Source organism: Clostridium rhizosphaerae (assembly GCF_016765585.1).
Classification (GTDB): domain Bacteria; phylum Bacillota; class Clostridia; order Clostridiales; family Clostridiaceae; genus Clostridium_AT; species Clostridium_AT rhizosphaerae.
The window spans coordinates 20,453-41,977 of record NZ_JAESWC010000012.1 but is presented as its reverse complement, the minus strand read 5'-3'; the positions used below and the strand labels follow the sequence as shown (position 1 = coordinate 41,977).

At 35.9% G+C, this 21,525-nt stretch carries 19 protein-coding genes and 22 tRNA genes; 35 read left to right on the top strand and 6 right to left on the bottom strand.

Features of this window, described 5'->3' with window-relative positions:
- The first annotated feature begins 33 nt into the window (after positions 1–33).
- The 4 genes from JK636_RS15655 to gatB all read left to right on the top strand — a co-directional run bounded on the left by JK636_RS15655 (position 34) and on the right by gatB (position 3,659).
- Positions 34–303: a hypothetical protein gene (locus tag JK636_RS15655; protein WP_202749929.1), complete on the top strand. Its 270-nt coding sequence runs from the start codon at positions 34–36 to the stop codon at positions 301–303.
- 118 nt (positions 304–421) lie between these two features.
- Positions 422–709, top strand: coding sequence for an Asp-tRNA(Asn)/Glu-tRNA(Gln) amidotransferase subunit GatC (gene gatC, locus JK636_RS15650; RefSeq protein WP_202749928.1), 288 nt, complete (start codon positions 422–424; stop codon positions 707–709).
- Positions 710–737: 28 nt separating this feature from the next.
- Positions 738–2,195 carry an Asp-tRNA(Asn)/Glu-tRNA(Gln) amidotransferase subunit GatA gene (gene gatA, locus JK636_RS15645; RefSeq protein ID WP_202749927.1) on the top strand — a complete coding sequence of 486 codons (1,458 nt, stop codon included), beginning with the start codon at positions 738–740 and terminating at the stop codon, positions 2,193–2,195.
- A gap of 30 nt (positions 2,196–2,225) precedes the next feature.
- Positions 2,226–3,659: an Asp-tRNA(Asn)/Glu-tRNA(Gln) amidotransferase subunit GatB gene (gene gatB, locus JK636_RS15640; RefSeq protein ID WP_202749926.1), complete on the top strand. Its 1,434-nt coding sequence runs from the start codon at positions 2,226–2,228 to the stop codon at positions 3,657–3,659.
- Positions 3,660–3,693: 34 nt separating this feature from the next.
- Here gatB and JK636_RS15635 read toward each other — a convergent pair whose 3' ends face one another.
- Positions 3,694–3,906, bottom strand: coding sequence for a hypothetical protein (locus tag JK636_RS15635; RefSeq protein ID WP_202749925.1), 213 nt, complete (start codon positions 3,904–3,906; stop codon positions 3,694–3,696).
- Between the two features lie 123 nt (positions 3,907–4,029).
- On the opposite strand from JK636_RS15635, the gene JK636_RS15630 reads away from it, so the two are divergent.
- Together JK636_RS15630 and JK636_RS15625 are read left to right on the top strand one after the other, a co-directional pair.
- The gene (locus tag JK636_RS15630; protein WP_202749924.1) at positions 4,030–4,509 is read left to right on the top strand and encodes a hypothetical protein; all 480 of its coding nucleotides are present in this window, start codon (positions 4,030–4,032) and stop codon (positions 4,507–4,509) included.
- An 82-nt stretch (positions 4,510–4,591) separates the two neighbouring features.
- Entirely contained in the window at positions 4,592–6,190 is a 1,599-nt protein-coding gene (locus JK636_RS15625) for a peptide ABC transporter substrate-binding protein (protein ID WP_202749923.1), read from the top strand.
- 389 nt (positions 6,191–6,579) lie between these two features.
- Here the strand turns inward: JK636_RS15625 and JK636_RS15620 are convergent, their stop codons facing one another.
- Complete coding sequence (locus JK636_RS15620) at positions 6,580–7,995, bottom strand: hypothetical protein (RefSeq protein ID WP_202749922.1); 1,416 nt, start codon at positions 7,993–7,995, stop codon at positions 6,580–6,582.
- A gap of 96 nt (positions 7,996–8,091) precedes the next feature.
- On the opposite strand from JK636_RS15620, the gene JK636_RS15615 reads away from it, so the two are divergent.
- The 28 genes from JK636_RS15615 (at position 8,092) to JK636_RS23895 (ending at position 13,805) form a co-directional block, all read left to right on the top strand.
- Positions 8,092–9,087 (top strand): AIR synthase family protein, encoded by a 996-nt coding sequence (locus tag JK636_RS15615; protein ID WP_202749921.1) that lies wholly within the window; start codon positions 8,092–8,094, stop codon positions 9,085–9,087.
- A gap of 56 nt (positions 9,088–9,143) precedes the next feature.
- Entirely contained in the window at positions 9,144–9,896 is a 753-nt protein-coding gene (gene rph, locus JK636_RS15610) for a ribonuclease PH (protein WP_202749920.1), read from the top strand.
- Positions 9,893–10,504 (top strand): XTP/dITP diphosphatase, encoded by a 612-nt coding sequence (locus JK636_RS15605; RefSeq protein WP_202749919.1) that lies wholly within the window; start codon positions 9,893–9,895, stop codon positions 10,502–10,504. The genes rph and JK636_RS15605 overlap by 4 nt, the downstream gene beginning before the upstream one ends.
- Positions 10,505–10,507: 3 nt before the next feature.
- Positions 10,508–10,981 carry a metallophosphoesterase gene (locus JK636_RS15600; RefSeq protein ID WP_202749918.1) on the top strand — a complete coding sequence of 158 codons (474 nt, stop codon included), beginning with the start codon at positions 10,508–10,510 and terminating at the stop codon, positions 10,979–10,981.
- 90 nt (positions 10,982–11,071) lie between these two features.
- Positions 11,072–11,147 (top strand) — tRNA-Pro (locus JK636_RS15595).
- Positions 11,148–11,154: 7 nt separating this feature from the next.
- Positions 11,155–11,228, top strand: a tRNA-Gly gene (locus tag JK636_RS15590).
- Between the two features lie 5 nt (positions 11,229–11,233).
- Positions 11,234–11,310: transfer RNA gene (locus JK636_RS15585), tRNA-Arg, on the top strand.
- A 15-nt stretch (positions 11,311–11,325) separates the two neighbouring features.
- Positions 11,326–11,401, top strand: a tRNA-Lys gene (locus tag JK636_RS15580).
- A gap of 4 nt (positions 11,402–11,405) precedes the next feature.
- A tRNA-His gene (locus JK636_RS15575) sits at positions 11,406–11,481 on the top strand.
- A 10-nt stretch (positions 11,482–11,491) separates the two neighbouring features.
- A tRNA-Gln gene (locus JK636_RS15570) sits at positions 11,492–11,566 on the top strand.
- Between the two features lie 5 nt (positions 11,567–11,571).
- Positions 11,572–11,647: transfer RNA gene (locus JK636_RS15565), tRNA-Lys, on the top strand.
- Between the two features lie 17 nt (positions 11,648–11,664).
- Positions 11,665–11,748, top strand: a tRNA-Leu gene (locus tag JK636_RS15560).
- Between the two features lie 4 nt (positions 11,749–11,752).
- Positions 11,753–11,827 (top strand) — tRNA-Gly (locus tag JK636_RS15555).
- A 5-nt stretch (positions 11,828–11,832) separates the two neighbouring features.
- A tRNA-Gly gene (locus JK636_RS15550) sits at positions 11,833–11,906 on the top strand.
- A gap of 5 nt (positions 11,907–11,911) precedes the next feature.
- Positions 11,912–11,988: transfer RNA gene (locus JK636_RS15545), tRNA-Arg, on the top strand.
- 14 nt (positions 11,989–12,002) lie between these two features.
- A tRNA-Lys gene (locus JK636_RS15540) sits at positions 12,003–12,078 on the top strand.
- Between the two features lie 5 nt (positions 12,079–12,083).
- Positions 12,084–12,159: transfer RNA gene (locus JK636_RS15535), tRNA-Pro, on the top strand.
- 37 nt (positions 12,160–12,196) lie between these two features.
- Positions 12,197–12,270, top strand: a tRNA-Gly gene (locus JK636_RS15530).
- A 4-nt stretch (positions 12,271–12,274) separates the two neighbouring features.
- Positions 12,275–12,351 (top strand) — tRNA-Arg (locus tag JK636_RS15525).
- A 4-nt stretch (positions 12,352–12,355) separates the two neighbouring features.
- Positions 12,356–12,431 (top strand) — tRNA-His (locus JK636_RS15520).
- Between the two features lie 10 nt (positions 12,432–12,441).
- Positions 12,442–12,516 (top strand) — tRNA-Gln (locus JK636_RS15515).
- A 5-nt stretch (positions 12,517–12,521) separates the two neighbouring features.
- Positions 12,522–12,597, top strand: a tRNA-Lys gene (locus tag JK636_RS15510).
- A 17-nt stretch (positions 12,598–12,614) separates the two neighbouring features.
- Positions 12,615–12,698: transfer RNA gene (locus tag JK636_RS15505), tRNA-Leu, on the top strand.
- Between the two features lie 4 nt (positions 12,699–12,702).
- Positions 12,703–12,777 (top strand) — tRNA-Gly (locus JK636_RS15500).
- 5 nt (positions 12,778–12,782) lie between these two features.
- Positions 12,783–12,856 (top strand) — tRNA-Gly (locus tag JK636_RS15495).
- A 45-nt stretch (positions 12,857–12,901) separates the two neighbouring features.
- Positions 12,902–12,978 (top strand) — tRNA-Arg (locus JK636_RS15490).
- A 306-nt stretch (positions 12,979–13,284) separates the two neighbouring features.
- Complete coding sequence (locus JK636_RS23690) at positions 13,285–13,506, top strand: P-loop NTPase family protein (RefSeq protein WP_243428249.1); 222 nt, start codon at positions 13,285–13,287, stop codon at positions 13,504–13,506.
- Between the two features lie 164 nt (positions 13,507–13,670).
- Positions 13,671–13,805 (top strand): hypothetical protein, encoded by a 135-nt coding sequence (locus JK636_RS23895; protein WP_274601616.1) that lies wholly within the window; start codon positions 13,671–13,673, stop codon positions 13,803–13,805.
- A gap of 512 nt (positions 13,806–14,317) precedes the next feature.
- On the opposite strand, the gene JK636_RS15480 is transcribed toward JK636_RS23895, so the two are convergent.
- The 4 genes from JK636_RS15480 to JK636_RS15465 all read right to left on the bottom strand — a co-directional run bounded on the left by JK636_RS15480 (position 14,318) and on the right by JK636_RS15465 (position 19,882).
- On the bottom strand, positions 14,318–14,437 hold the full coding sequence (locus JK636_RS15480; RefSeq protein WP_338025790.1) for a YvrJ family protein: 120 nt from the start codon (positions 14,435–14,437) through the stop codon (positions 14,318–14,320).
- A 291-nt stretch (positions 14,438–14,728) separates the two neighbouring features.
- Positions 14,729–16,507, bottom strand: a complete 1,779-nt coding sequence (locus tag JK636_RS15475; RefSeq protein WP_202749916.1) for a heparinase II/III domain-containing protein — start codon at positions 16,505–16,507, stop codon at positions 14,729–14,731.
- Positions 16,497–18,137: a response regulator transcription factor gene (locus JK636_RS15470; protein ID WP_202749915.1), complete on the bottom strand. Its 1,641-nt coding sequence runs from the start codon at positions 18,135–18,137 to the stop codon at positions 16,497–16,499. The genes JK636_RS15475 and JK636_RS15470 overlap by 11 nt, the downstream gene beginning before the upstream one ends.
- Positions 18,138–18,139: 2 nt before the next feature.
- Positions 18,140–19,882: a sensor histidine kinase gene (locus tag JK636_RS15465; protein ID WP_202749914.1), complete on the bottom strand. Its 1,743-nt coding sequence runs from the start codon at positions 19,880–19,882 to the stop codon at positions 18,140–18,142.
- A gap of 270 nt (positions 19,883–20,152) precedes the next feature.
- On the opposite strand from JK636_RS15465, the gene JK636_RS15460 reads away from it, so the two are divergent.
- Positions 20,153–21,448 (top strand): ABC transporter substrate-binding protein, encoded by a 1,296-nt coding sequence (locus tag JK636_RS15460; protein ID WP_202749913.1) that lies wholly within the window; start codon positions 20,153–20,155, stop codon positions 21,446–21,448.
- Positions 21,449–21,525 lie beyond the last annotated feature (77 nt).

Sequence of the window (21,525 nt, the reverse complement as noted above, 5' to 3'; positions counted from 1 at the left end):
GGTTTGTCCTAACAATTTAATGGAGGAGAGAACATGAGAAAAACCATAAATGTACTAGGATGGTTAAGCGTTGCACTTACAATAGCTGCATTAGTTTCAACTATGCTTTCAACCTATCACTTTGTGTACATAAAATATTTTTATGGATATTATACACTTCAAATGTGCTTGTTTTTCACAATGCTTATTTGGGGTATAAAGATGTTTTACTTAAAATCTTCCTTTAAGGACTTGATTTATACAGCTATATGTTTTCTAATGGCTTTTGGCTCAATGTTTTTTAGACTAATGAAGGTTAACTAAATAGGTTTATATAATACATCAATTACAAGATTGATGTATTTTTTTGTGCTTTTATAGCCTAAAAAGTTTATTTTGTGGTAGAATATTAAATATTGATAACATGGGAAGAGGTGGAAATATGTCAGTAACAAAAAAAGATGTAGAACATGTAGCAGAATTAGCTAGACTTAGCTTTACTGAAGATGAAAAGGAAGGCTTAATACAGGATTTAAATAATGTCTTAGGGTACATAGAAAAACTAAATGAACTTGATACAGAAAATGTGGATATCATAGTAAATCCATATTATATTGAGAACAGATTAAGAGAAGATGTGGTTAAGCCCTCTATGGAACTTAATGCTGTACTTTCCAATGCTCCTGACAAGCTGGAAGAGTATTTCTTAGTTCCTAAGGTTATTGAATAGATTATTTAGCTGGGAAGGAAGGTTGAACATGGAATTACATAAATTGAAAGCTCATGAGTTAAAAGAGCTTATAAATAAAAAGGAAGTAAAAGTACAAGAAGTTACTAATTCTTTTCTGAATAGAATAGATAATGTGGATGATAAAATAGGAGCTTATTTATATGTTGCTAAAGAAGAGGCACTAAGCAAGGCAAAAGAATTAGATGAGAAAATAGGCCGCGGGGAAAGTATAGGAGCACTTGGCGGAGTTCCTATAGCTATAAAAGACAATATAAGTGTTAAGGGAATGCAAAATACTTGTGCTTCTAAAATATTAGAAGGGTATGTTGCTCCTTATGATGCACATATAGTTGAGAATCTAAAGAAAGAAGATGCAGTTATACTTGGTAAACTTAATATGGATGAGTTTGCTATGGGATCTTCTAATGAAAACAGTGCTTATAAATTAGTAAAAAATCCATGGGATTTAGATAGAGTTCCAGGTGGTTCCTCTGGAGGTGCAGCAGCTTCTGTTGCTTCCTTTGAAGCACCGCTTTCACTAGGTTCAGAAACAGGCGGTTCTGTAAGACAGCCGGCATCACTTTGCGGAGTAGTGGGTTTAAAGCCGACTTATGGAAGAATATCCAGATATGGTTTGGTTGCATTTGGTTCAACTCTTGACCAAGTAGGTCCCTTCGGAAGGGACGTTGAAGATTGCGCACTAATAACTAAGCATATTTCTGGCTTTGATCATAGAGATTCTACAACAGCTGATGTTGCAGTCCAAGATTATACAAAAGGGTTAACAAAGGATATTAGAGGAAAAAGAATCGGTATACCAAAAGAATTCTTTGGCGAAGGCTTAAATGATGAGGTAAGAAAATCTGTAGAAGAGGCTATAAGAGTTCTTAAAGATAATGGTGCAGTTGTGGAAGAATGTTCACTGCCTCTTTCAGAATATGCTTTAGCAGTATATTATATAATTGCAAGTGCTGAAGCTTCATCAAACCTTTCCAGATTTGATGGAATAAGATATGGACATAGAACAAAAGATTTTAATGATGCAGTTGATATATACTATAAATCAAGAAATGAAGGCTTTGGAAAAGAAGTTAAAAGAAGAATAATGCTTGGAACCTATGCTCTTTCAGCAGGTTACTACGATGCCTACTATAAAAAAGCTTTAAAGGTTAGAAATTTAATTAAGCAGGATTTCCAAAGAGTATTTAAGGAATTTGATGCAGTAGTCTCTCCAACTACCCCAACACCTGCGTTTAAAATAGGGGAAAAGGTTGATGACGTGCTTTCTATGTACTTATCAGATATATATACTGTTCCAGTAAATATTGCAGGAATACCAGCGATTTCAGTGCCTTGCGGAAAGGTTAACGGACTTCCGGTAGGTCTTCAGCTTATGGGAGACTACTTTAGAGAAGATTTACTGTTTAATCTTGCTTACAGCTATGAACAGTCGACAAACTGGCACAAAGAAGTACCAAATATTTAAGAAGTTGAAGTTAAAGAGGTGAAAAACAATATGAATTACGAATCAGTAATAGGTTTAGAGGTTCATGCTGAGCTTTCTACAAAAACTAAAATTTATTGCGGATGTACTACTGAATTCGGCGGTCAGCCAAATACTCATGTATGCCCGATATGTATGGGCCTTCCAGGTTCGCTGCCTCAGCTAAATAAAAGTGTAGTGGAGTATGGAGTGAAAGCAGGACTTGCACTTAACTGTAAAATACATAATATAAGCAGAATGGATAGAAAAAATTATTTTTATCCGGATAATCCTAAAAATTATCAAATAACACAGGATGAACTTCCTTTGTGTTATGATGGATTTATAGAAATAGAACTTGAAAATGGTGAAAGAAAGAAAATCGGAATTGAAAGAATACATATCGAGGAGGATGCAGGGAAACTTCTTCATACTGCAGCCGGAACTTTAGTTGACTATAACAGAGCTGGGGTTCCTCTTATTGAAATTGTTTCAAGACCTGATATTAGAACTCCGGAAGAAGCAACACTATATCTTCAAAAGCTTAAGAGCATACTAAGCTCTATCGGAGTATCCGATGTTAAAATGGAAGAAGGCTCACTAAGGTGTGATGGAAACATATCTATAAGACCTGAAGGAAGCAAAGAATTCGGAGTAAAATCAGAAATTAAAAACATGAACTCCTTTAAAGCTTTAGAAAAAGCCTTGAATTATGAATATGACAGGCAGATAAAAGCTTTAGAAAATGGAGAAAAACTTTTTATAGAGACAAGAAGATGGGATGAGACTAAGTCTGAAACTGTAGTTATGAGAAACAAAGAGCAGGCTAATGACTATAGATATTTCCCTGAAGGTGACCTTGTAACTCTTAATGTCAGCAATGAATGGATAGAAGAAATTAGAAGCACTATTCCAGAGCTTCCTTATGAGAAGGCTGAAAGATTTGTTAAAGAGTACGAAATTCCTAAGTATGATGCTGGAGTTTTAACTCTTTCAATGGCAATGGCAGACTTCTTTGAAGCAGCTGCAAAAGAGAGCAATGATCCTAAAGCGGCATCTAACTGGCTTATGGGCGATATTTCAAGACTTATGAACGAGAAAAATATGGAAGCTTATGAGCTTAAGTTTAAGCCAAGTAATTTAGCAGAGCTTATTAAGCTTATAAATGCAGGTACAATCTCAAATAATATAGGCAAAAAAGTTATTGAAGAAATGTTTGAAAGCGGTAAGAGTCCTAAGGTTATAGTTGAAGAAAAGGGACTTGTTCAAAACAATGATGAAGGTGCAATACGCGATGCAGTCGTAAAGGTTATTGAAGCAAATCCTAAGGCTGTTGAAGATTTTAAGAGTGGAAAGACAAGAATTGTTGGTTTCCTGGTAGGAATAGTTATGAAGGAAACTAGAGGAAAGGCTAATCCGCAAATTGCAAATAAGTTAGTAACTGAAGAATTAAATAAATTTTTATAAGCTAAGAGGATGCATAATGCATCCTCTTTAAATTTTATTCAATAATGTCAGCTTCATGGCTAGATGCAGTCTCCTCTTTAGGTACAATCTTTGAAGTGTTATAAATAGTTTCTATAAGTTTTTCCATAAGATAATTTTTATATCTTAGCTGCCCAAAGATTTGATTAAGTATTATAAATCCCCAAACAAGAACAAATATTACTGTAATCATTGTGAGAAGTCCTAAAATTTCCAAAGTTAAAAGCATTATGTAAGCCTCCTATAATGACTTATTAGATACAAAATAATTATATCATAAATTTGGTAATTTCAATAAAAATTATTAATATAATGTAATGTACTCAATTGAGAAATTGACATGGAGGAGGGAATGTGTACACTACTAGATTCCGTTTACTATAAACTCAGAAAGGAAGAAATAGAAAAAGCAAGTACTAGATTTAAGAGGATAAAGACGGATACTATATTGCAAAATTTATCAAAACTTTGTTGGAAGTTTAATATACAGTACGAAATAATAATAAAGACAAGAGATATTCTAGTTATAAGGCTTACTAGTGAAAGGGAAACAGTAGTGCTTAAATACCATAATTGCTGCATGGTTTCAAAGAAAGAAATAGATATTTTTATGAGTGAAATTGATAAGAGAGAAGCTCATAGAGGTATTTATATAACTACAGGGAATTTTGAAACGAAAGAGAGGCAAAGCTTTAAAAACTTATTTTCAAAAAAAGATATTATCCTTGAGGATTGCTTAAGTTTTATTAAAGGGCAATTAGGATTAAGAGGAAAAACGATGCAAAGCTTTAAAACAAGCAGATTAAATTTATTAAAATATCTTCCAAGGTAATTGAAATTTGATTAAATTATTATATTTTGACAATAATTTATAAAAGGAAAGTAATTATTACCTGATGTTGGGAGATTAATCTATGAAAAAGTTTGTTTCATTTATCATGATTTTCTTCATGTTGTCAGCAGGAGGCTGCGTTGAGAAAAAAACTGAAATAAAGGTTTATAATAGCAGAACTAATAATTATATTGTATATAATATGGGAAAGCTGCCTGATGATTTAGTTATGCTTAAAGATAGCAAAATAAGGGATAAGGATTTGCTTGTTTCGTTATTTGAAGGTTTAATCAAAGTTGATGAATTCGGAAATATTACTCCGGGAATAGCTCAAAAATGGGATATAGGAAAAGATAACATAACCTATACCTTTAAGCTTAGAGAAGATGCCAAATGGAGTGATGGTAAAGCTATAAATGCACAGGATTTTGTGGATTTTTATAAAGGAATTTTAAACCCAAAGCAGGATAATGTTTATGCCTACCAGTTATACTATGTATTTGGTGCTGAGGAATTTAGAAAAAGTAAAAAAGGCTTCAATGGAGTAGCAATTAGAGCTGTAGATGATAAAACCTTAGAATTTAGACTTAATTCTCCGGTAAGCTATTTTTTAGAGGTATTAAGTCAGCCTATTTATTCATTGAGAAAAATAAATACCAGTCTTAAAACTTGGAAAAATAGCTACAAGGATATTGTGTATTCAGGACCTTTTGTAATCACCGATGTATCTGAAACTGGTGAAGTAACGATGGAAAAGAATAAATTTTATTATGACAAGGATGAAGTTAAAGCCGACAAACTTTATATTACCTCATCAACAGAAAGTGAAAAAGCTTTAGCAGAATTTGTGAATAATAAAATTAACCTCTTTATTAATCCTCCAATTAGTGAGAGTTCAAACTTGGTAGCAGAGGGAAAGGCTGAAGCAATACCTATAGAAAGCGGTTCGAGTATTAATTTTAATCTTAAAAAATCAGGCATCACAAATAATGTTAATTTTAGAAAAGCGATAAGTTCAGCTATAAGCAGACAAAATTTAGTGCAGGATGATTTGAATTATGTTGCCAGAAGTGCTTCTGCATACGTTCCTTATGATGAGGAAGATAAAGCTCAAAATAAGCAGGAAAAGCATCTTCTCAAAGAAGAAGCAGATGTAGCTGCAGCACAAAAACTTTTAGAAGAAAGCAAATATGACAAGAAAGAGAAAATAAAACTGATTTATTTAGATAACAATGAAAATAAAAGGCTCTGTGAAGCCTTATATAAGGAAATAAAAGATAATCTTAATATAAGCATTGATTATAAAGGGTACAATGATGTAGAGCTTAAGGAGGCTATAAAAAAGGGAGATTATCACATGATGATAATAAATTATGCCTCTTTATACGATGATCCATTGTCTCTTTTAGAAGCTTGGTCTGAAAGCTCAGATTTAAATTTATTTGGGTATAACAATAGTGAATATAATAAAATGATTTATGAAGCAAAGTATGAGAAAGATAAAATGAAAAGGTTAAGCTTGCTGCAAAACAGCGAAAAAATTCTTATTAACGATATGCCAACTATACCCCTATACTTTCATAATATTCTTTTATGTAAAAATCCTAGTATTAAGGATGTATACGTTACAAAAGAAGGCAATATTAGGCTTGATAGAGCTTATGTAGATACAATGCAATAAAGTTCTTACATTAATTTTGTCATAAAATATCCAGCCTTCAAGGATTTTTAGGACACAATTAATGTATTAGAACTTTTGCATTGTATTTAGAAAAGTAAAAAAAGAACTCCCTAAGTAATTTGGGAGTCCTTTTTTTCGTTTTTTGAACTGAAATAAATACAGTTGTTTAGTAGATTTGTAAGCGTTGTTGGTTCTTTGATATAGTTTAAATTACACTTTCCATTAATAGAGTAAGCACAGTTTTCTGAACAATTGATGTTAGTCATAGTGTATCACTCCAGGCTTTAGTGTATTTAGTATTTATAGTTTACTCAGTGAAATTTATTTTATGATAAAAGAGAACTAGTAGATAATTGTTTAAATTGCATTAATCTGTTAGTTAAAATATATTATTCCTCTGAATCTTCAATCTGATGTTCAGTAAGTGTTTTATTGAGATAGATTATAAGAAAGAATATAAACATATTTTTTGAACTGTCAAAACTAGGTTTGCTTTGAGAAAAAATTTCCTTCTTTTTATTATAGGTTATATTTTTAATAAAAACAGGAGCAAGCTCTATAGCTTCAGGAGTAGGTAAGCTTGACATTCTAAAAGTTTGCTCATCCAATAAATCTTCAGACTTTGAGGTGAAATTTTTATACCTTTCTACATCATCTAAGTCAGGACTTGGAGGCCAGCTTAATATTATGCCGGAATCAACTATTTGACGCCTGAAAATATCAACTGCTACCATATTGCTGTCTTTATCTTTACCAAAAATCTTTCCTTGGTTTAATATACATAACAGATATGAAATTATTTCAAGAGAATTGTATTCAATCTCCTTTTTTTCGCTAGGCTTTATATAAATTCCGCGTTCTGGTTCATAAAGCTCCATGAACTTATTATAGTTTTTAAAAGCTTTATCCTTAAACTTAATTATCCCTGTACTATTATAAAATAATATACAGTTTAAAAATAATAGATTATTATGCTCAATTTTAGATTCCTCATTGATTTCTAATTCACATATATCATCTTCAACAATATACTCCATTAAATCAAGGAGAATAAGCTTAGCCTCATCAAGTTTTGAATAGTTGTAAAGCAGATTAAAAGCAAAGCATAGCTTTAGGATTTCCTCGGTAGAACATCTATAGAGTTCATCTCTATACTCAAGGAACATGCTTAAAATATCCATGGCAAAGCTTTTGTACTCTGCGCCGCATTTATCTTCATCATATAAAGAATATTTGTAATAAGCGGCCATAAGCAGAGCTTGGTCAGAGTATTTGAATTTTTTGTTTTTTTCTTCAAATTTAATGTCTCTTGTAAGTTCCGGTGTAGTATTTTTTTTATCTACAAAAACACCTTCTATGTTCCTAAAATTAGCCGCGAAAAACTCAAGCTGTTTTCTTGCAAGTATCAAATAAAGCATACTGAGTGAATATTTTTTATTGTCTATGTCCTTAAATTTTTTGTAGTAGTCTATAAGTTCCAAAAGGCTTAATGTCATGAAAGCATTACCTTCAACAATTATATCTTTTTTTAAGGCGTCTTCATCAAAGCTTAAGCCTCCTCCTATGTTTATAAGTTTTGCATTTCCCCTTTTATAGATACAATAAAGTGGAGAAAATGATTTAATTATGTTAATATCAAAATTAGGTAAGTTCTTTACTTTTAATTCACTTGTTGGGATAGTTATTCCGCATTTTGAATTTAGAACAAGGTACTTTACGGATTCTTTTGCAAGGAAGAATAACTGTTTTTCGATTGTTTCACTATTTAAAGAATTCATTCTTAAAAAAGGGCCTATATACTTCAAATTTTACACCACCATAAATTAATCCTTATATAAATAATATGAATAATAGTGTTAAATAGTGCTTGTTCACTTTTAAAAATTGGAGGAGATTTTTTAATGAAGGTTGGAAAACTTAACTGGGATGATTTAAATGAACTTATAAAAGAAAATAAAAGTGTAAATAGAGATGATGTGAGGGTAAAAAACGGAGTAGGTGAAGACTGCAGCGTTATAGAATATGGGGAGTATGAATGTGTCGTATCGACAGACCCTATAACAGGAGCTGAAAGTAATATTGGCAGGCTTGCTGTACATATAAATTGTAATGATATTGCTTCCTGTGGAGTCGAGCCGGTAGGAATTTTAGTAACAATATTAGCGCCGGAGCATACAACTATGGAAGAACTTAAGAATGTTATGAAGGAAATAGATGAAGAGACTAAAAAACTTAATGTGGAAATACTGGGAGGACATACTGAAATAACAAAAGCTGTTAACAAGCTTATAGTTTCCTGTACAGCTATAGGAAAGGGTAAAAAAGGCAGTGCTGTTGCAACTTCCGGAGCAAAAGAAGGAGACGATATTGTAGTAACTAAAAGTCTTGCAATGGAGGGAACTTCTATAGCCGTTAACGATTATTATGAGCAAATAAAAGAAGTTTTATCAGAGACAGAAGTAACAGAAGCTAAAGAATATGTAGACAGTATAAGTGTAGCTTTAGAAGGAAGCTTAGCAGGGGAGTTTGGAGTCAACTCTATGCATGACATTACTGAAGGGGGAGTGCTTGGGGCACTTTGGGAAATGGCAGAGGCAAGTAAAGTCGGCTTTAAGGTATATGAGGATAAAATGCCAATCACAATTGTTACAAGAAAAGTCTGCAGCAAACTAAATTTAGATCCACTAAGATTTATATCCTCAGGAAGTATGCTTATAACAACTAGGAATGGAGAAGAACTTGTTAAACTTTTACAGCAAAAAGGTATTAATGCCTCTGTAATAGGCAATATTACTAAAAGTAAAGGCGTTTTAATTAAAAGTAATATAGAATACGAAGTAGAACCGCCTGAGAGAGATGAATTATTTACTATAGAGGAAAAAATTAATAAATTGTGATATTATATTATGTATAACAAAATAAAGGAAGCTATAAATGCAGGAGGTTAAATAAAGTGGGCAGAATAGATGGAAGAAAAAATGATCAATTAAGGCCTGTAAAAATAACAAGGCATTATATAAAACATGCAGAGGGATCTGTACTAATAGAAGTCGGTGATACAAAGGTTATATGTACTGCATCAATTGAAGATAAGGTGCCTCCATTTTTAAAAGGCAGTGGAGAAGGATGGATTACCTGTGAGTACAATATGCTGCCAAGGGCCACTCAAGTAAGAAAACCTAGAGATATATCAAGGCTTAAAATTGATGGAAGAACGATGGAGATACAAAGACTTATAGGAAGAGCTTTGCGTTCTGCCGTTGATTTAAAAGCTATTGGCGAAAAGACTATATGGATTGACTGCGATGTAATACAAGCGGATGGAGGAACAAGGACTTCCTCTATTACTGGTGCTTTTGTTGCGCTTGTAGATGCAGTTAATAAGCTTCATAGGCATACTCCTTTTGAAGTCTACCCTGTACGAAGTTTTGTAAGTGCAGTAAGTGTGGGAATTATAAAAGATACTAAAGTATTAGACTTATGCTATTTAGAAGATTCAACAGCAAAGGTAGATATGAATATAGTTATGACTGATGAAGGCGAGTATATTGAGGTTCAGGGAACTGGAGAAGAAAGTCCATTTTCAAGAAAAGATCTTGATGAACTTTTGGTGCTTGGAGAAAAAGGAACAAAGCATATGATTCAAATACAAAAGGATGCACTTAAAACTGATTGTTTATGGATAGGAACGGGAGCTGGAAAATGAAGAAACTAATAATAGCAAGCAATAATTTACATAAGATAGATGAAATTAAGGCTATACTTTCAGAATTTCCTTTTGAAGTAGTTTCGCTTAAAGAAGCAGGAATAGACATTGATGTAGAGGAAGACGGAATTACATTTATGGAAAATGCCCATAAAAAGGCCTACGAGATTTTTAAAATAGCAAAAGATGCAATGGTACTTTCGGATGATTCAGGGCTTATGGTAGAAGCCTTAGGAGGGGCACCAGGAGTTTATTCAGCAAGATTTGCCGGAGAGCATGGAAATGACAAGAAAAACAATGAGAAGCTTTTGCATATGCTTGAAGGAAAGAAGCTTGAAGATAGAAAAGCTAAATTTGTAAGTGCTATAGTACTTATAATGGATAAGGACAGTACTATAAAGGTTCAGGGAGAAATAGAAGGCTATATAAGAGAAAATGAAACAGGTAACGGAGGATTTGGGTATGATCCTTTATTTTTGGTTCCTGAATATAATAAGACCTTTGGAGAATTAAGCAGCGAAGAGAAAAATAAAATCAGCCATAGAGCTAGAGCATTGGAAAAACTAAAATATGAATTAAGAAAGTTAGTGCAGCAAAAGGAGAAATAGTTAATGCAGATAGCTGTAATTAGTGACACACATAGACACTCATATAGTATAAATAAAGCTGCGAGTATAATTCAAGGAATGGATATGGTTATTCATTTAGGGGATAATGTAGAAGATGTAGAGGTTTTAAAAGAAAAGTTCAAAGGAAATATTATAAATGTGAGAGGCAATTGTGACTTTACAAGTTTTGTCCCTAGGGAAAGACTTGAAGAAATAGAAGGCAAAAAAATCTTTATGACTCATGGAGACAAGTATAATGTAAAATATGATCTTTTAAGATTAAAATACAGAGCAAAAGAAGTTGGTGCAGATGTTGTACTATTTGGACACACGCATCAATCTTTGGAGTTATATGAAGATGGAATATGGTTTATTAACCCCGGCAGTGCTGCGCTGCCAAGAGATTCATTTAAGAGTATAGCTGTGCTTGAAATCAAAAATAATAAGATTCAAGTTATGCTTAAAGGGATTGAATAAAAAAAAATAAAATTTAGGTATTGACGAATTAAAATATATCGTGTAGAATAATCTATGTCGTCGGGAGTTCGAGAAGAACTTCCACAACATCGGGGTGTGGCGCAGATGGGAGCGCGCGTGCTTTGGGAGCATGAGGTCGCAGGTTCAATCCCTGTCACCCCGACCATCAATATGCGGGTGTAGTTCAATGGTAGAATTCCAGCCTTCCAAGCTGGTCGTGTGGGTTCGATTCCCATCACCCGCTCCAAATGTGCGGCTTTAGCTCAGTTGGATAGAGCAATTGCCTTCTAAGCAATGGGCCAGGGGTTCGAATCCCTTAAGTCGCACCAATTTAATATTAATATGCACCATTAGCTCAGTTGGTAGAGCAACTGACTCTTAATCAGTGGGCCCTGGGTTCGAATCCCTGATGGTGCACCATATGGTGGACGTAGTTCAATTGGCAGAGCACCGGATTGTGGTTCCGGCTGTTGTGGGTTCGAGTCCCATCGTCCACCCCATTTTAAATATTGGGATGTTGCCAAGCGGTAAGGCACCAGACTTTGACTCTGGTATTCGTAGGTTCGAATCCTGCCATCCCAGCCAACAGTGGTTCACTAGCTCAGTTGGTAGAGCACATGACTTTTAATCATGGTGTCCGGGGTTCGATTCCCCGGTGAGCCACCAAAATTATAATAAGATTTGCAGATGTGGCGGAATTGGCAGACGCACTAGACTTAGGATCTAGCGCCTTCGGCGTGCAGGTTCAACTCCTGTCATCTGCACCAATCTGCGGAAGTGACTCAATGGTAGAGTGTCACCTTGCCAAGGTGAAGGTTGCGGGTTCGAATCCCGTCTTCCGCTCCAAATATGCGGGTGTAGTTCAATGGTAGAATCCCAGCCTTCCAAGCTGGTCGTGTGGGTTCGATTCCCATCACCCGCTCCAAATGTGCGGCTTTAGCTCAGTTGGATAGAGCAATTGCCTTCTAAGCAATGGGCCAGGGGTTCGAATCCCTTAAGTCGCACCAATTTAATTTAATATGCACCATTAGCTCAGTTGGTAGAGCAACTGACTCTTAATCAGTGGGTCCCGGGTTCGAATCCCTGATGGTGCACCATATATCGGGGTGTGGCGCAGATGGGAGCGCGCGTGCTTTGGGAGCATGAGGTCGCAGGTTCAATCCCTGTCACCCCGACCATTTAAAAGTTATTAAATTAACTTTTTTTATTTCCTCTGCGGGTGTAGTTCAATGGTAGAATCCCAGCCTTCCAAGCTGGTCGTGTGGGTTCGATTCCCATCACCCGCTCCAATATGCGACTTTAGCTCAGTTGGATAGAGCAACTGCCTTCTAAGCAGTAGGCCAGGGGTTCGAATCCCTTAAGTCGCACCATATGGTGGACGTAGTTCAATTGGCAGAGCACCGGATTGTGGTTCCGGCTGTTGTGGGTTCGAGTCCCATCGTCCACCCCATTTTAAATATTGGGATGTTGCCAAGCGGTAAGGCACCAGACTTTGACTCTGGTATTCGTAGGTTCGAATCCTGCCATCCCAGCCAACAGTGGTTCACTAGCTCAGTTGGTAGAGCACATGACTTTTAATCATGGTGTCCGGGGTTCGATTCCCCGGTGAGCCACCAAAATTATAATAAGATTTGCAGATGTGGCGGAATTGGCAGACGCACTAGACTTAGGATCTAGCGCCTTCGGCGTGCAGGTTCAACTCCTGTCATCTGCACCAATCTGCGGAAGTGACTCAATGGTAGAGTGTCACCTTGCCAAGGTGAAGGTTGCGGGTTCGAATCCCGTCTTCCGCTCCAAATATGCGGGTGTAGTTCAATGGTAGAATCCCAGCCTTCCAAGCTGGTCGTGTGGGTTCGATTCCCATCACCCGCTCCATAGTTTAAGCCCAAAATCATTTGATTTTGGGCTAATAATTTATGTGCACCCATAGCTCAGCTGGATAGAGTGGTGGACTTCGAATCCAACGGTCGCAGGTTCGACTCCTGTTGGGTGCACCAAATATAAATAGAACAAGGCTTTCCGAATTTCGGGAGGTCTTTTTTTATGCCAAATAACACAACCCAAATAAAGCGACACATTAATAAACACAACTTAAAGTGGCTAAATAAAATGGTCAATTTGGACTATTTTTATTAGACTATGTTAAAGAATGATGTTGTAAACAGAACACTTTATTAATATAAAAAATTATCCAATTCGTGTACAATTAAATTAGTTCGCAATTGTAAAAGGTAAGGTAAATATTATTTGTATAATATACAGATAAATAGTAATTTAGTCAATTCATAAGGGTGAGGTATTATATGGATGGAGTGGCGAAGTTAATAATACTAAGAGGTAATTCTGGAAGTGGTAAGACTAATACAGGAAAGGCTTTACAAAGAAAATTTGGACATGGTACAATGCTAATTTCACAAGAAGTTGTTAGAAGAGAAATGCTATTTGTGAAAGATGGACATGATACAGAAGCCAGTCAATTATTAAATGAACTTGCACTATACGGGAAAAACATTGCAATATTATAATTTTAGAAGGAATTTTAAATTCAAAGTGGTATAAAAAACTATTTAAAAATTTATATGATGAATTTAACAATCAAATTTTTGCATATTACTTTGATATATCTTTTGAAGAAACCCTAATTCGTCATAAACAAAAGCCTAATGCTCATGAATTTGGAGAAATAGAAATGAAAAGATGGTGGAATGAAAAAGATTTATTAGATATTATTCCTGAGGTATGCCTGTATAAAGAATTAAGTTTAAATGAAATAGTGGATATGATTTATCATTATGTTATAAAGCAATTAATAAACCCAAATTAAGAATGAATAAGATAAATAAAAATTTGAAGTAAAAATTATTTATATTTTGCGAGGTGTGTATCTATTGGAGCGTACTATGATAATAGGGGGAAATGGTTGTGGAAAAACGACCTTTTCAAAAATGTTATGTGACAAGTTGAAACTGCCTTTGATTTATCTTGATATATTATATTGGAGAGATAATTGCCAAACTGCTTCCAAGTATGAGTTTGATGGGCTGTTAATGCAGGAGCTTACAAATCCAAAATGGATTATGGACGGAAACATCAGTCGAACGATTCCACTTCGGTTAAAATATTGCGATACCGTTATTTATATGGATTACTCTCGATTTCAGTGCATTTGTGGTGCAATAAAGAGAGTCATACAGAACCATGGTAAAAGTAGACCTGGACCATTATTGTAACTGTATAAAAATCTCTCCTATAACAATTTTGATCTGTTATAGGAGAGATTTTCGTTTATGAGGATTTAGGCTCATCATTACCACCTAATTTGATAGAAAGTATAGTTTACAGATGGTTTAGCGATGAGGATAAACTGTCCATTTTGCTTTCTATTCTTATCAGGAGATAATCAGCAACAGCTATGGGAAAGCCAGTGTTGGCTATTGCTGCTAATAGTTCTTCCATGGTCATTCCTCCTTTCATGCTTTGATAGTAATAAATATGCAGCAGGAAAGGATGCTTTTGGAAATTGTATGGATAAGTAAAATAATTAGATCTATACAGACAAGAATGAGAGAAAAATGAATGTAAAAATCACTATAAAAGTTATAATTCTAATCACTAGTGTGAAAACATTTCTATTGACTTTTAGCAGTACCGCTAATCCTAACGCAACAGCAAGGGTAAGTACAATTGATAATGTAGATTAAATCTTAAATAAAATACCATTATCTTTATGCCCACCATTTAACATACCTATTCAATTTCAATCGAGCAGCAATTGTTTGCTTGAGGGCTGCGAGTTTCAAGGCGCAGAAGCCATGCCGACTGCTTTTGGGCATAATGATCAATATATTCCTGCTGTATGACATTTGCATGAAATAGGCTGCTGTCATAATTCAAAACAACCTTCTCATCGCCGCGCTTTATGATAGCACAATCGTCCTGTAAGGCAATAGGCTCCCGGGAGCAGAAAACTTCTGTAATATTACCAGGTCGGTTGAATGAAAATATATCATTTACAACAACCTTATCAGTATTTATTTCATGGATTAGTGTACGCTTGAAGCTTATAAGATTTTCATTTTCGTAACAGCTTTTAAGCTCGCAGGAAAACACATTTTTAGTGTCTCCAAACTCTCTGAGCAAAACTTCGGCGTTATGTTCTGATCCGGGCTGCTGTTCACCGCCTTCGATTAATGGTATATTGTGGCTGAAAGAGCGGTTTACAAAGATATCATACCGCCTTGGGCTGAAATACTCAGCGTCGTATAGTCCGGCACCAAGGTCACATAGAACTTGGACACCATTTTTATAAAGTATAAAGGACCCGCAGTCATTATGATTGTGGCTTTCTCCATTATTGCCGGCTTTAGCTGCCAGTGTAATCGAGCTTTTTTTGGATAAAAACCACTGGGCATTGCTAAGCCATGCCGAAAAATTTTCGTTTAAGGTTGTAAGCGGCTGGCCTTCCCATAAAAGATCGCGCAAAGCAAGGCAGAAGCGATAGCATTTATCCTCAAGTATAGGAGCAGCAAAATTCTGCGGAGGCAATATGACATCATCAATGTGCTTTTGCAAATAAAAGGATAAGCCAATACGGTAATGGCTGTCCTCGCTGCCATCAGAAAAACTGATGGTGGATTTGCCGCTTATATAAAAAAGCTGTTGAGAGCGCGCAATGGACTGAACCTTATGCTCCTTAAAATAATTGAGTGATCCGTTGGTGCGTTTATTAAGAAGGTCTGCAAAGCATACGAAAAATCCAAATCCGTAGGTCCAGTAATCAACTCCTTCGGTGCAGATTCCATCATTTCCAAAGGATGAAAGATACACTTCTTCACATAAAAAGCATCGATGCAAAAGCTCTGCAAGAGTATCAGTATCATCAACAAGATACAGTGCGGTTCCGCCGATGGCGCTGGCGCAAACACTGCTCCAGTTGTTTTTCATATTTTCAAAGCGATATTTATGATCGGTTTGTAAAAATGGATTTAAAATACGGTTCTCTATTTGAAGCTTTACCAGTTTAATCACCATTTCAGGTAAAAGCTGCCCATTAAGTTCAAGTGTCTCAGCTAATGCAAATGCCGTTTCACATGCAAATAGATCCAGCTGTGTAGGATATTCCTCAAACGGCAAAGCCTTGTCATCTGCTCCTAAAAAATGTGCAGGCATAGCCCAGAAGGGTTCTGAGCAAATCGCCCATATTATTTCATTAAGAGCGTTTTTGTATTCCTCATTTTGCGGGTTAAGCCATGTTAAAGCAGAAAATACAAATAGCCGTCCACGCCTCTCAAAATACAAAGATTCATACGACTCCCGGTCTCCGGTATCCCAGTATAAGCGGAATTTTGAATAGGTAAGTTCAGGTATTGGCAGGGATAAATAAATTTTTGCCTGTTTTTCTACTGCTGACAGTTGCTTAAGTGTAAACTGGCTATGGCTTTTTTTACTAAACTCTAAAAGCTCTGTTTGAAGCAGCGGCTGACTTTGAGTTTTAAGTGCCGCGAGTATTTGCTGTTTATTCCACATTGTCTGTGAAGCCACCTTTCATCTTGTGTTGATATTCTGTTGGGGTCATGCCTTTTTGGCGTTTAAATACTTTTGTAAAATAATAAGCATTTTCAAAGCCAAGCGTGTTTGATATTTCATAAATCATGAGTTTATCTTCCTTAATTAGCTGACAAGCACGTTCTATTTTAGTTGAACTTACATATTCAACAAAATTCTGATTGTATTGCTTTTTGAACAATGCAGAAAGGTATCCGGGTGATATACAAATATAATCAGCAACGTCCTGTAGCATAATACGCTTGTCAACATTATCCCGTACATATTGCCGTGCTTTTTCAATCAGTTCCGACTTGCCGCTTGAAAATTGTTCTAAAATAGCTGTGATATTGTTTTGTAAAACCTCAAGCCATAGCAATACCTGAGACCGCGTTGTCAAATGGTCAATTGCCCGATGACTGTATGAAGAGTAAAAAAACGGAGAGTTTATTTCTGTATATGATGCAATAGTCTTAATTGCATCTGAGGCAGCGTTGTATAAATCATTGCAAAGCCATATAGCCTGGCTTTGCTGATGCGGAAATTTGCGCACATTATTCATCGCTTTCTGCAATATATAGCTGCAGCCTGGGATATTTTTTGTACGTATCTCTGCAGCAAGACGCCCTGCAATGCCGGATAAACCAAGATTACGGTATTCTGTATTCGGGATATCTGATGCATTTGCTTCAGGGCAATCGGTTAAATAATAATGGTCCATTAGCTTAAAAAGCTGGCTTTGACATTCGGGCCACTTTGAAACGCTGGAAAAATAATCTGTTGCGAGTACAATAGGTTTAACCTGTGTGATATTCGTACTTGCACTCATTAAGCGGGTTGTGAAAATTGGCAATTTCTCCGTCCATTCGTCTAACCGCATATCCCAGCAGAAAACCAGAAGACTTGTACAGGACTTGTTGGGAGAAATTATTATGCTGTGTTCGAAAAAGTTTTTTACAACCTTCTGAGCGACTTCAGTTTGCCATGCAAATAACCTTGACCGTTCATCATCAGAGAATGTTTCATATTGGGATACGGCAGAAAAATCAAATGGAATTTGAATCGCACCAAACCCATTTCGTACTCCATTATCCTCAAGTATTTGTGCAATGTCGGAAGACGCATTATCACTTTGTGATGCTTGAAGTATACGCATAAATGTGTCTTTAAGCAATTGGCTTCGGTTGGTTTTCAAAAAGCTTTCAACCATGTCAACCTGCGCTAGCTTTGTGCGTTTGTCACACTCATTACATGCATTTATAAGAGTATTTTTTAGAGTTTCGGGCTCTAATTGACTTTTTAAGAGGTAATCGATTGCATGAAGGCGCAAGGCATCCCTTGCAAGTTCAAAATCTTCAAGATTTGTGAGCATGACAAAAACAATATCCGGCCTTTGCTTAGAAACCTGCTTCAACAGCTCTATACCGTTAATAACAGGCATTTTAATATCGCAAAATACAATATCGGGAGAAAGCGAGTTTATTTTTTCCAGAGCTTCCTGGCCGTTCCTCGCAGTACCCGCTATAACGCAGTTGTTTTCCTCCCAGTCAATTAAAAATTTGATTCCTGACAAAATAATAGATTCATCATCAACCATAAGTATTTGATACATATTTACACCTCTTTAGGTATACGCACCGTTACGCATGTATATTTATCTTTTTCACTTACTACTGAAAGGCCGTAGCCATTACCATAGGTGAGCTGCAAACGAGTATGGACATTAGACACACCTATGCCGTTAAGGGAGCTATTATTCTTCGAAGATGTATCTGTCAGCAATGAGTCGCATTGCTCCTGAGTCATGCCGGATCCATTGTCTTCAACTGTTATGAGGACATCACCATCTTCCTCCCTGGCCTTCAACTTAATTATACCGTACTTTCCGGTAGGTTCAATGCCGTGAAAAATAGCATTTTCTACCAATGGCTGCAGTGTGAGCTTTATAATTTTATTTTCAAGCAAAGCTTCAGGAACTTCATTTAAAAATTCAAAGACTTCAACATATCTGACAGACTGAATTGCAATATAGTCTTCAAGAAGCTGTATTTCTTCGCCTAATGTTATTTTATCCTGGGTACCCTTAGCAATATTTCTCAAAAGATTAACAAGACTTCGGGTCATATTTGCGACACCGGTATTTTTTTGTATGATGGCCATCCAGTACAGTGAATCAAGAGTGTTGTATAAAAAGTGAGGGTTAACCTGGCTTTGCAGAAGCGATATTTCAATGTTTTTCTGCTTCTCATACATGCTTTTGGTTTCGCTGATAAGCTGATCTATGTTCATTGCCATTTTGTTTACCACCCTGCCTATTTGCCCTATCTCATCCTGCGACTGCTCGATTGATGGGTCATATGAAAAGTCATTGTTTGAAATACGGCGAATGCGGAAAATCAAGCGATTAATAGGTCTTGTGATATAGTTTGATAGAATTATGGCAATAGCTATAGAAATCAAAATGCATGTGATAACCACAACTATAACAGTATATAGCATATTTCCGTCTGTGCGGGATAATGCTGTGATGTTCGAATAAGTACATAAAACCAAATCTGCATCTTCAAAGGGGACCAAATTTATTAAGTAATTTTGTCCATTATAAAGTATATGATCACCATTCTTCACTTTTGAAAGGTCTGCGTCAAAAGGGATAGGATGATTGCCGAAGGTTAATATATTTTTACCGCTTGCTGATGATATAAATATATTTTGCAAATCACTGAACGGTTCGAGCACATCTTTTAAAATTTCTATATCAAATTCAGCATAAATATAGGCATTGTTCTTTTTTGCGCCCGGACCACTGACATTGGAAATGAAGACAAGAGCCTGCTGATTTGGGTGCACAATAGACTGTGACAAGCATATGATAAATGGCTGATTGTTTGAAGCATTTGTAAAACTTATAAATGCAGAGGAAGTAGTGATTAAATTGAAATCCGACAATGTGCCAGAATAATGGGTGCTTGACTGCAGCAATAGTCCGCTGTTATTAAAAACCGCAATTTTGGCGGCATAGCGTTCCGCTGCGCTGGACCGTAAATATAATGTAAGCTTTTCCTGAGCCCGCAGTGCGGCTTCCTTTGATGGTATTGTTTCAATGCTTGTATATTTAGAGGCATATGAAATGCTGTCATCGTTTGCACACAGCATGCCAAGATTAAACACATCCGAAATGTGCTGACGTATTTGATTATTAACAGTGTCCAGGTTAAGCTGGTCCATTTTTTTTGCTTTTTCAATAATTATATTGTTAAAATAGTTGTACAGCAGCCAATTGCTGATAACACCGACTAGTAGGACACACAAAATAGTATTAGCAATAATTTTAAATTTAGTGCTGTGCAAATTCATAATTAACCTCTATAGTTATTAGTTATTTATATAATAAAATACATATAAAAATTATATGATAAAAGCTCACTTTTATCAATGCATCCTATAAGACTGATTTAAAAAGTAATATTTATTAAAATAGTATTATTTCATGGCTAAGATATAGTTGAAAAGTATTACATAAAATTGAGATTTTACATTTTCTTAAAATCATCGATATTATAGAATTAAATCATAATAAGGGAGGAAACAAGTTCTTCTCTTAAATTTAAAGGGGGAAATTGACTTATGAAAAAACTAATAGCATTAACGCTTTCTGTGATGATGGCATCAACAGTTGTTGCCTGTGGCAAAACTTCATCATCCACTCAAGGAGCAGGTAATTCATCTGCATCTTCTGAAAACGTAACCATCAAAGTTTCCACATGGGACTTAAGTGCAAATCCATCAGTTAAAAATGTAGTCGATGCATTTACGAAAGCTCATCCAAATATTAAGGTTGATCTTATGGATATTCAAAGCGCCGATTATACCCAGAAACTTAATATCATGCTTAATGGCGGAAGCGATCTTGACGCATTCTGGATAAAAGATGCGGATACAACCAAAGGACTTTATGACAAAGGACAGCTTGCCGATTTAACTCCATACATTACAAAGGATAAAGTTGATCTTAAAGCATATAACGGCCTTGCAGAAAACTTTAAAATGCCAAAAGGAGAGATAGTAGGTTTGCCTGCACGTACCGATTACTATGTATTGTATTACAATAAAGATATTTTTGATGCCGCAAAAGTTCCTTATCCAACAAACGATATGACATGGGATGATTTTGAAGCTACTGCTAAGAAAATTACTTCTGGTCAAGGAGCTGATAAAAAGTATGGTGCATTGCTTCACACCTGGAATGCCTGTGTACAAAACTGGGGCGTACAGGATGGCAAACACACTATTCTTGACACCGATTACAGCTTTTTTAAGCCGTATTATGAAATGGCTTTACGTATGCAAAATACTGACAAGTCAATCATGGATTATGGAACACTTAAAACAGGACAGATTCATTACTCAAGTCCTTTCCTTACAGGAAAAGTGGGCATGTTGCCTATGGGCACCTGGTTTATGACAACTATCGCTTCAAAAATAAAAAGCGGTGAAAGTAAAGTAAACTGGGGCGTAGCAACACTACCTCATGGTAAGGACGTACCTGCCGGCTATACAGTTGGTGCTGCAACTCCTCTTTCTATAAATAAAGCATCTAAAAAGCAGGCTGCTGCGTGGGAATTTGTAAAATTCGCTACAAGCGATGAAGGCGCAAAGATCTATGCTGATGCCGGCGCTATTCCTGGCCGCGCTAATGCAGATACGCTTAAATCTATCGTTAATATGAGTGGTATGCCTCAAGGTCTAGGTGACGCCCTTGCTGTTAAAAAGATCACCCCAGACCGTCCAATAGCAGACCATGTAGCTGAAGTTAACAAAATGCTTGACGAAGAACATTCACTTATAATGCTTGGACAAAAGAAAGTTGATGATGTTCTTGGAGAAATGGGAACTCGCGGCAAGCAATTGCAGGGAAAATAATAAAATAGCCCTATCTAGTTTCGGGCAGACTTAGCTTGCTAAGTTTGTCCGAATTTTATAAAAAGCATAAGTTGTTA

What these genes read in the sequence shown, in the direction of transcription:
- JK636_RS15655 (WP_202749929.1), top strand. Translation starts at nt 34, where the DNA reads ATGAGAAAAACCATAAATGTACTAGGATGGTTAAGCGTTGCACTTACA.
- gatC (WP_202749928.1), top strand. Translation starts at nt 422, where the DNA reads ATGTCAGTAACAAAAAAAGATGTAGAACATGTAGCAGAATTAGCTAGA.
- gatA (WP_202749927.1), top strand. Translation starts at nt 738, where the DNA reads ATGGAATTACATAAATTGAAAGCTCATGAGTTAAAAGAGCTTATAAAT.
- gatB (WP_202749926.1), top strand. Translation starts at nt 2,226, where the DNA reads ATGAATTACGAATCAGTAATAGGTTTAGAGGTTCATGCTGAGCTTTCT.
- JK636_RS15635 (WP_202749925.1), bottom strand. Translation starts at nt 3,906, where the DNA reads ATGCTTTTAACTTTGGAAATTTTAGGACTTCTCACAATGATTACAGTA.
- JK636_RS15630 (WP_202749924.1), top strand. Translation starts at nt 4,030, where the DNA reads ATGTGTACACTACTAGATTCCGTTTACTATAAACTCAGAAAGGAAGAA.
- JK636_RS15625 (WP_202749923.1), top strand. Translation starts at nt 4,592, where the DNA reads ATGAAAAAGTTTGTTTCATTTATCATGATTTTCTTCATGTTGTCAGCA.
- JK636_RS15615 (WP_202749921.1), top strand. Translation starts at nt 8,092, where the DNA reads ATGAAGGTTGGAAAACTTAACTGGGATGATTTAAATGAACTTATAAAA.
- JK636_RS15605 (WP_202749919.1), top strand. Translation starts at nt 9,893, where the DNA reads ATGAAGAAACTAATAATAGCAAGCAATAATTTACATAAGATAGATGAA.
- JK636_RS15600 (WP_202749918.1), top strand. Translation starts at nt 10,508, where the DNA reads ATGCAGATAGCTGTAATTAGTGACACACATAGACACTCATATAGTATA.
- JK636_RS23690 (WP_243428249.1), top strand. Translation starts at nt 13,285, where the DNA reads ATGGATGGAGTGGCGAAGTTAATAATACTAAGAGGTAATTCTGGAAGT.
- JK636_RS23895 (WP_274601616.1), top strand. Translation starts at nt 13,671, where the DNA reads ATGAAAAGATGGTGGAATGAAAAAGATTTATTAGATATTATTCCTGAG.
- JK636_RS15480 (WP_338025790.1), bottom strand. Translation starts at nt 14,437, where the DNA reads ATGGAAGAACTATTAGCAGCAATAGCCAACACTGGCTTTCCCATAGCT.
- JK636_RS15475 (WP_202749916.1), bottom strand. Translation starts at nt 16,507, where the DNA reads ATGTGGAATAAACAGCAAATACTCGCGGCACTTAAAACTCAAAGTCAG.
- JK636_RS15470 (WP_202749915.1), bottom strand. Translation starts at nt 18,137, where the DNA reads ATGTATCAAATACTTATGGTTGATGATGAATCTATTATTTTGTCAGGA.
- JK636_RS15465 (WP_202749914.1), bottom strand. Translation starts at nt 19,882, where the DNA reads ATGAATTTGCACAGCACTAAATTTAAAATTATTGCTAATACTATTTTG.
- JK636_RS15460 (WP_202749913.1), top strand. Translation starts at nt 20,153, where the DNA reads ATGAAAAAACTAATAGCATTAACGCTTTCTGTGATGATGGCATCAACA.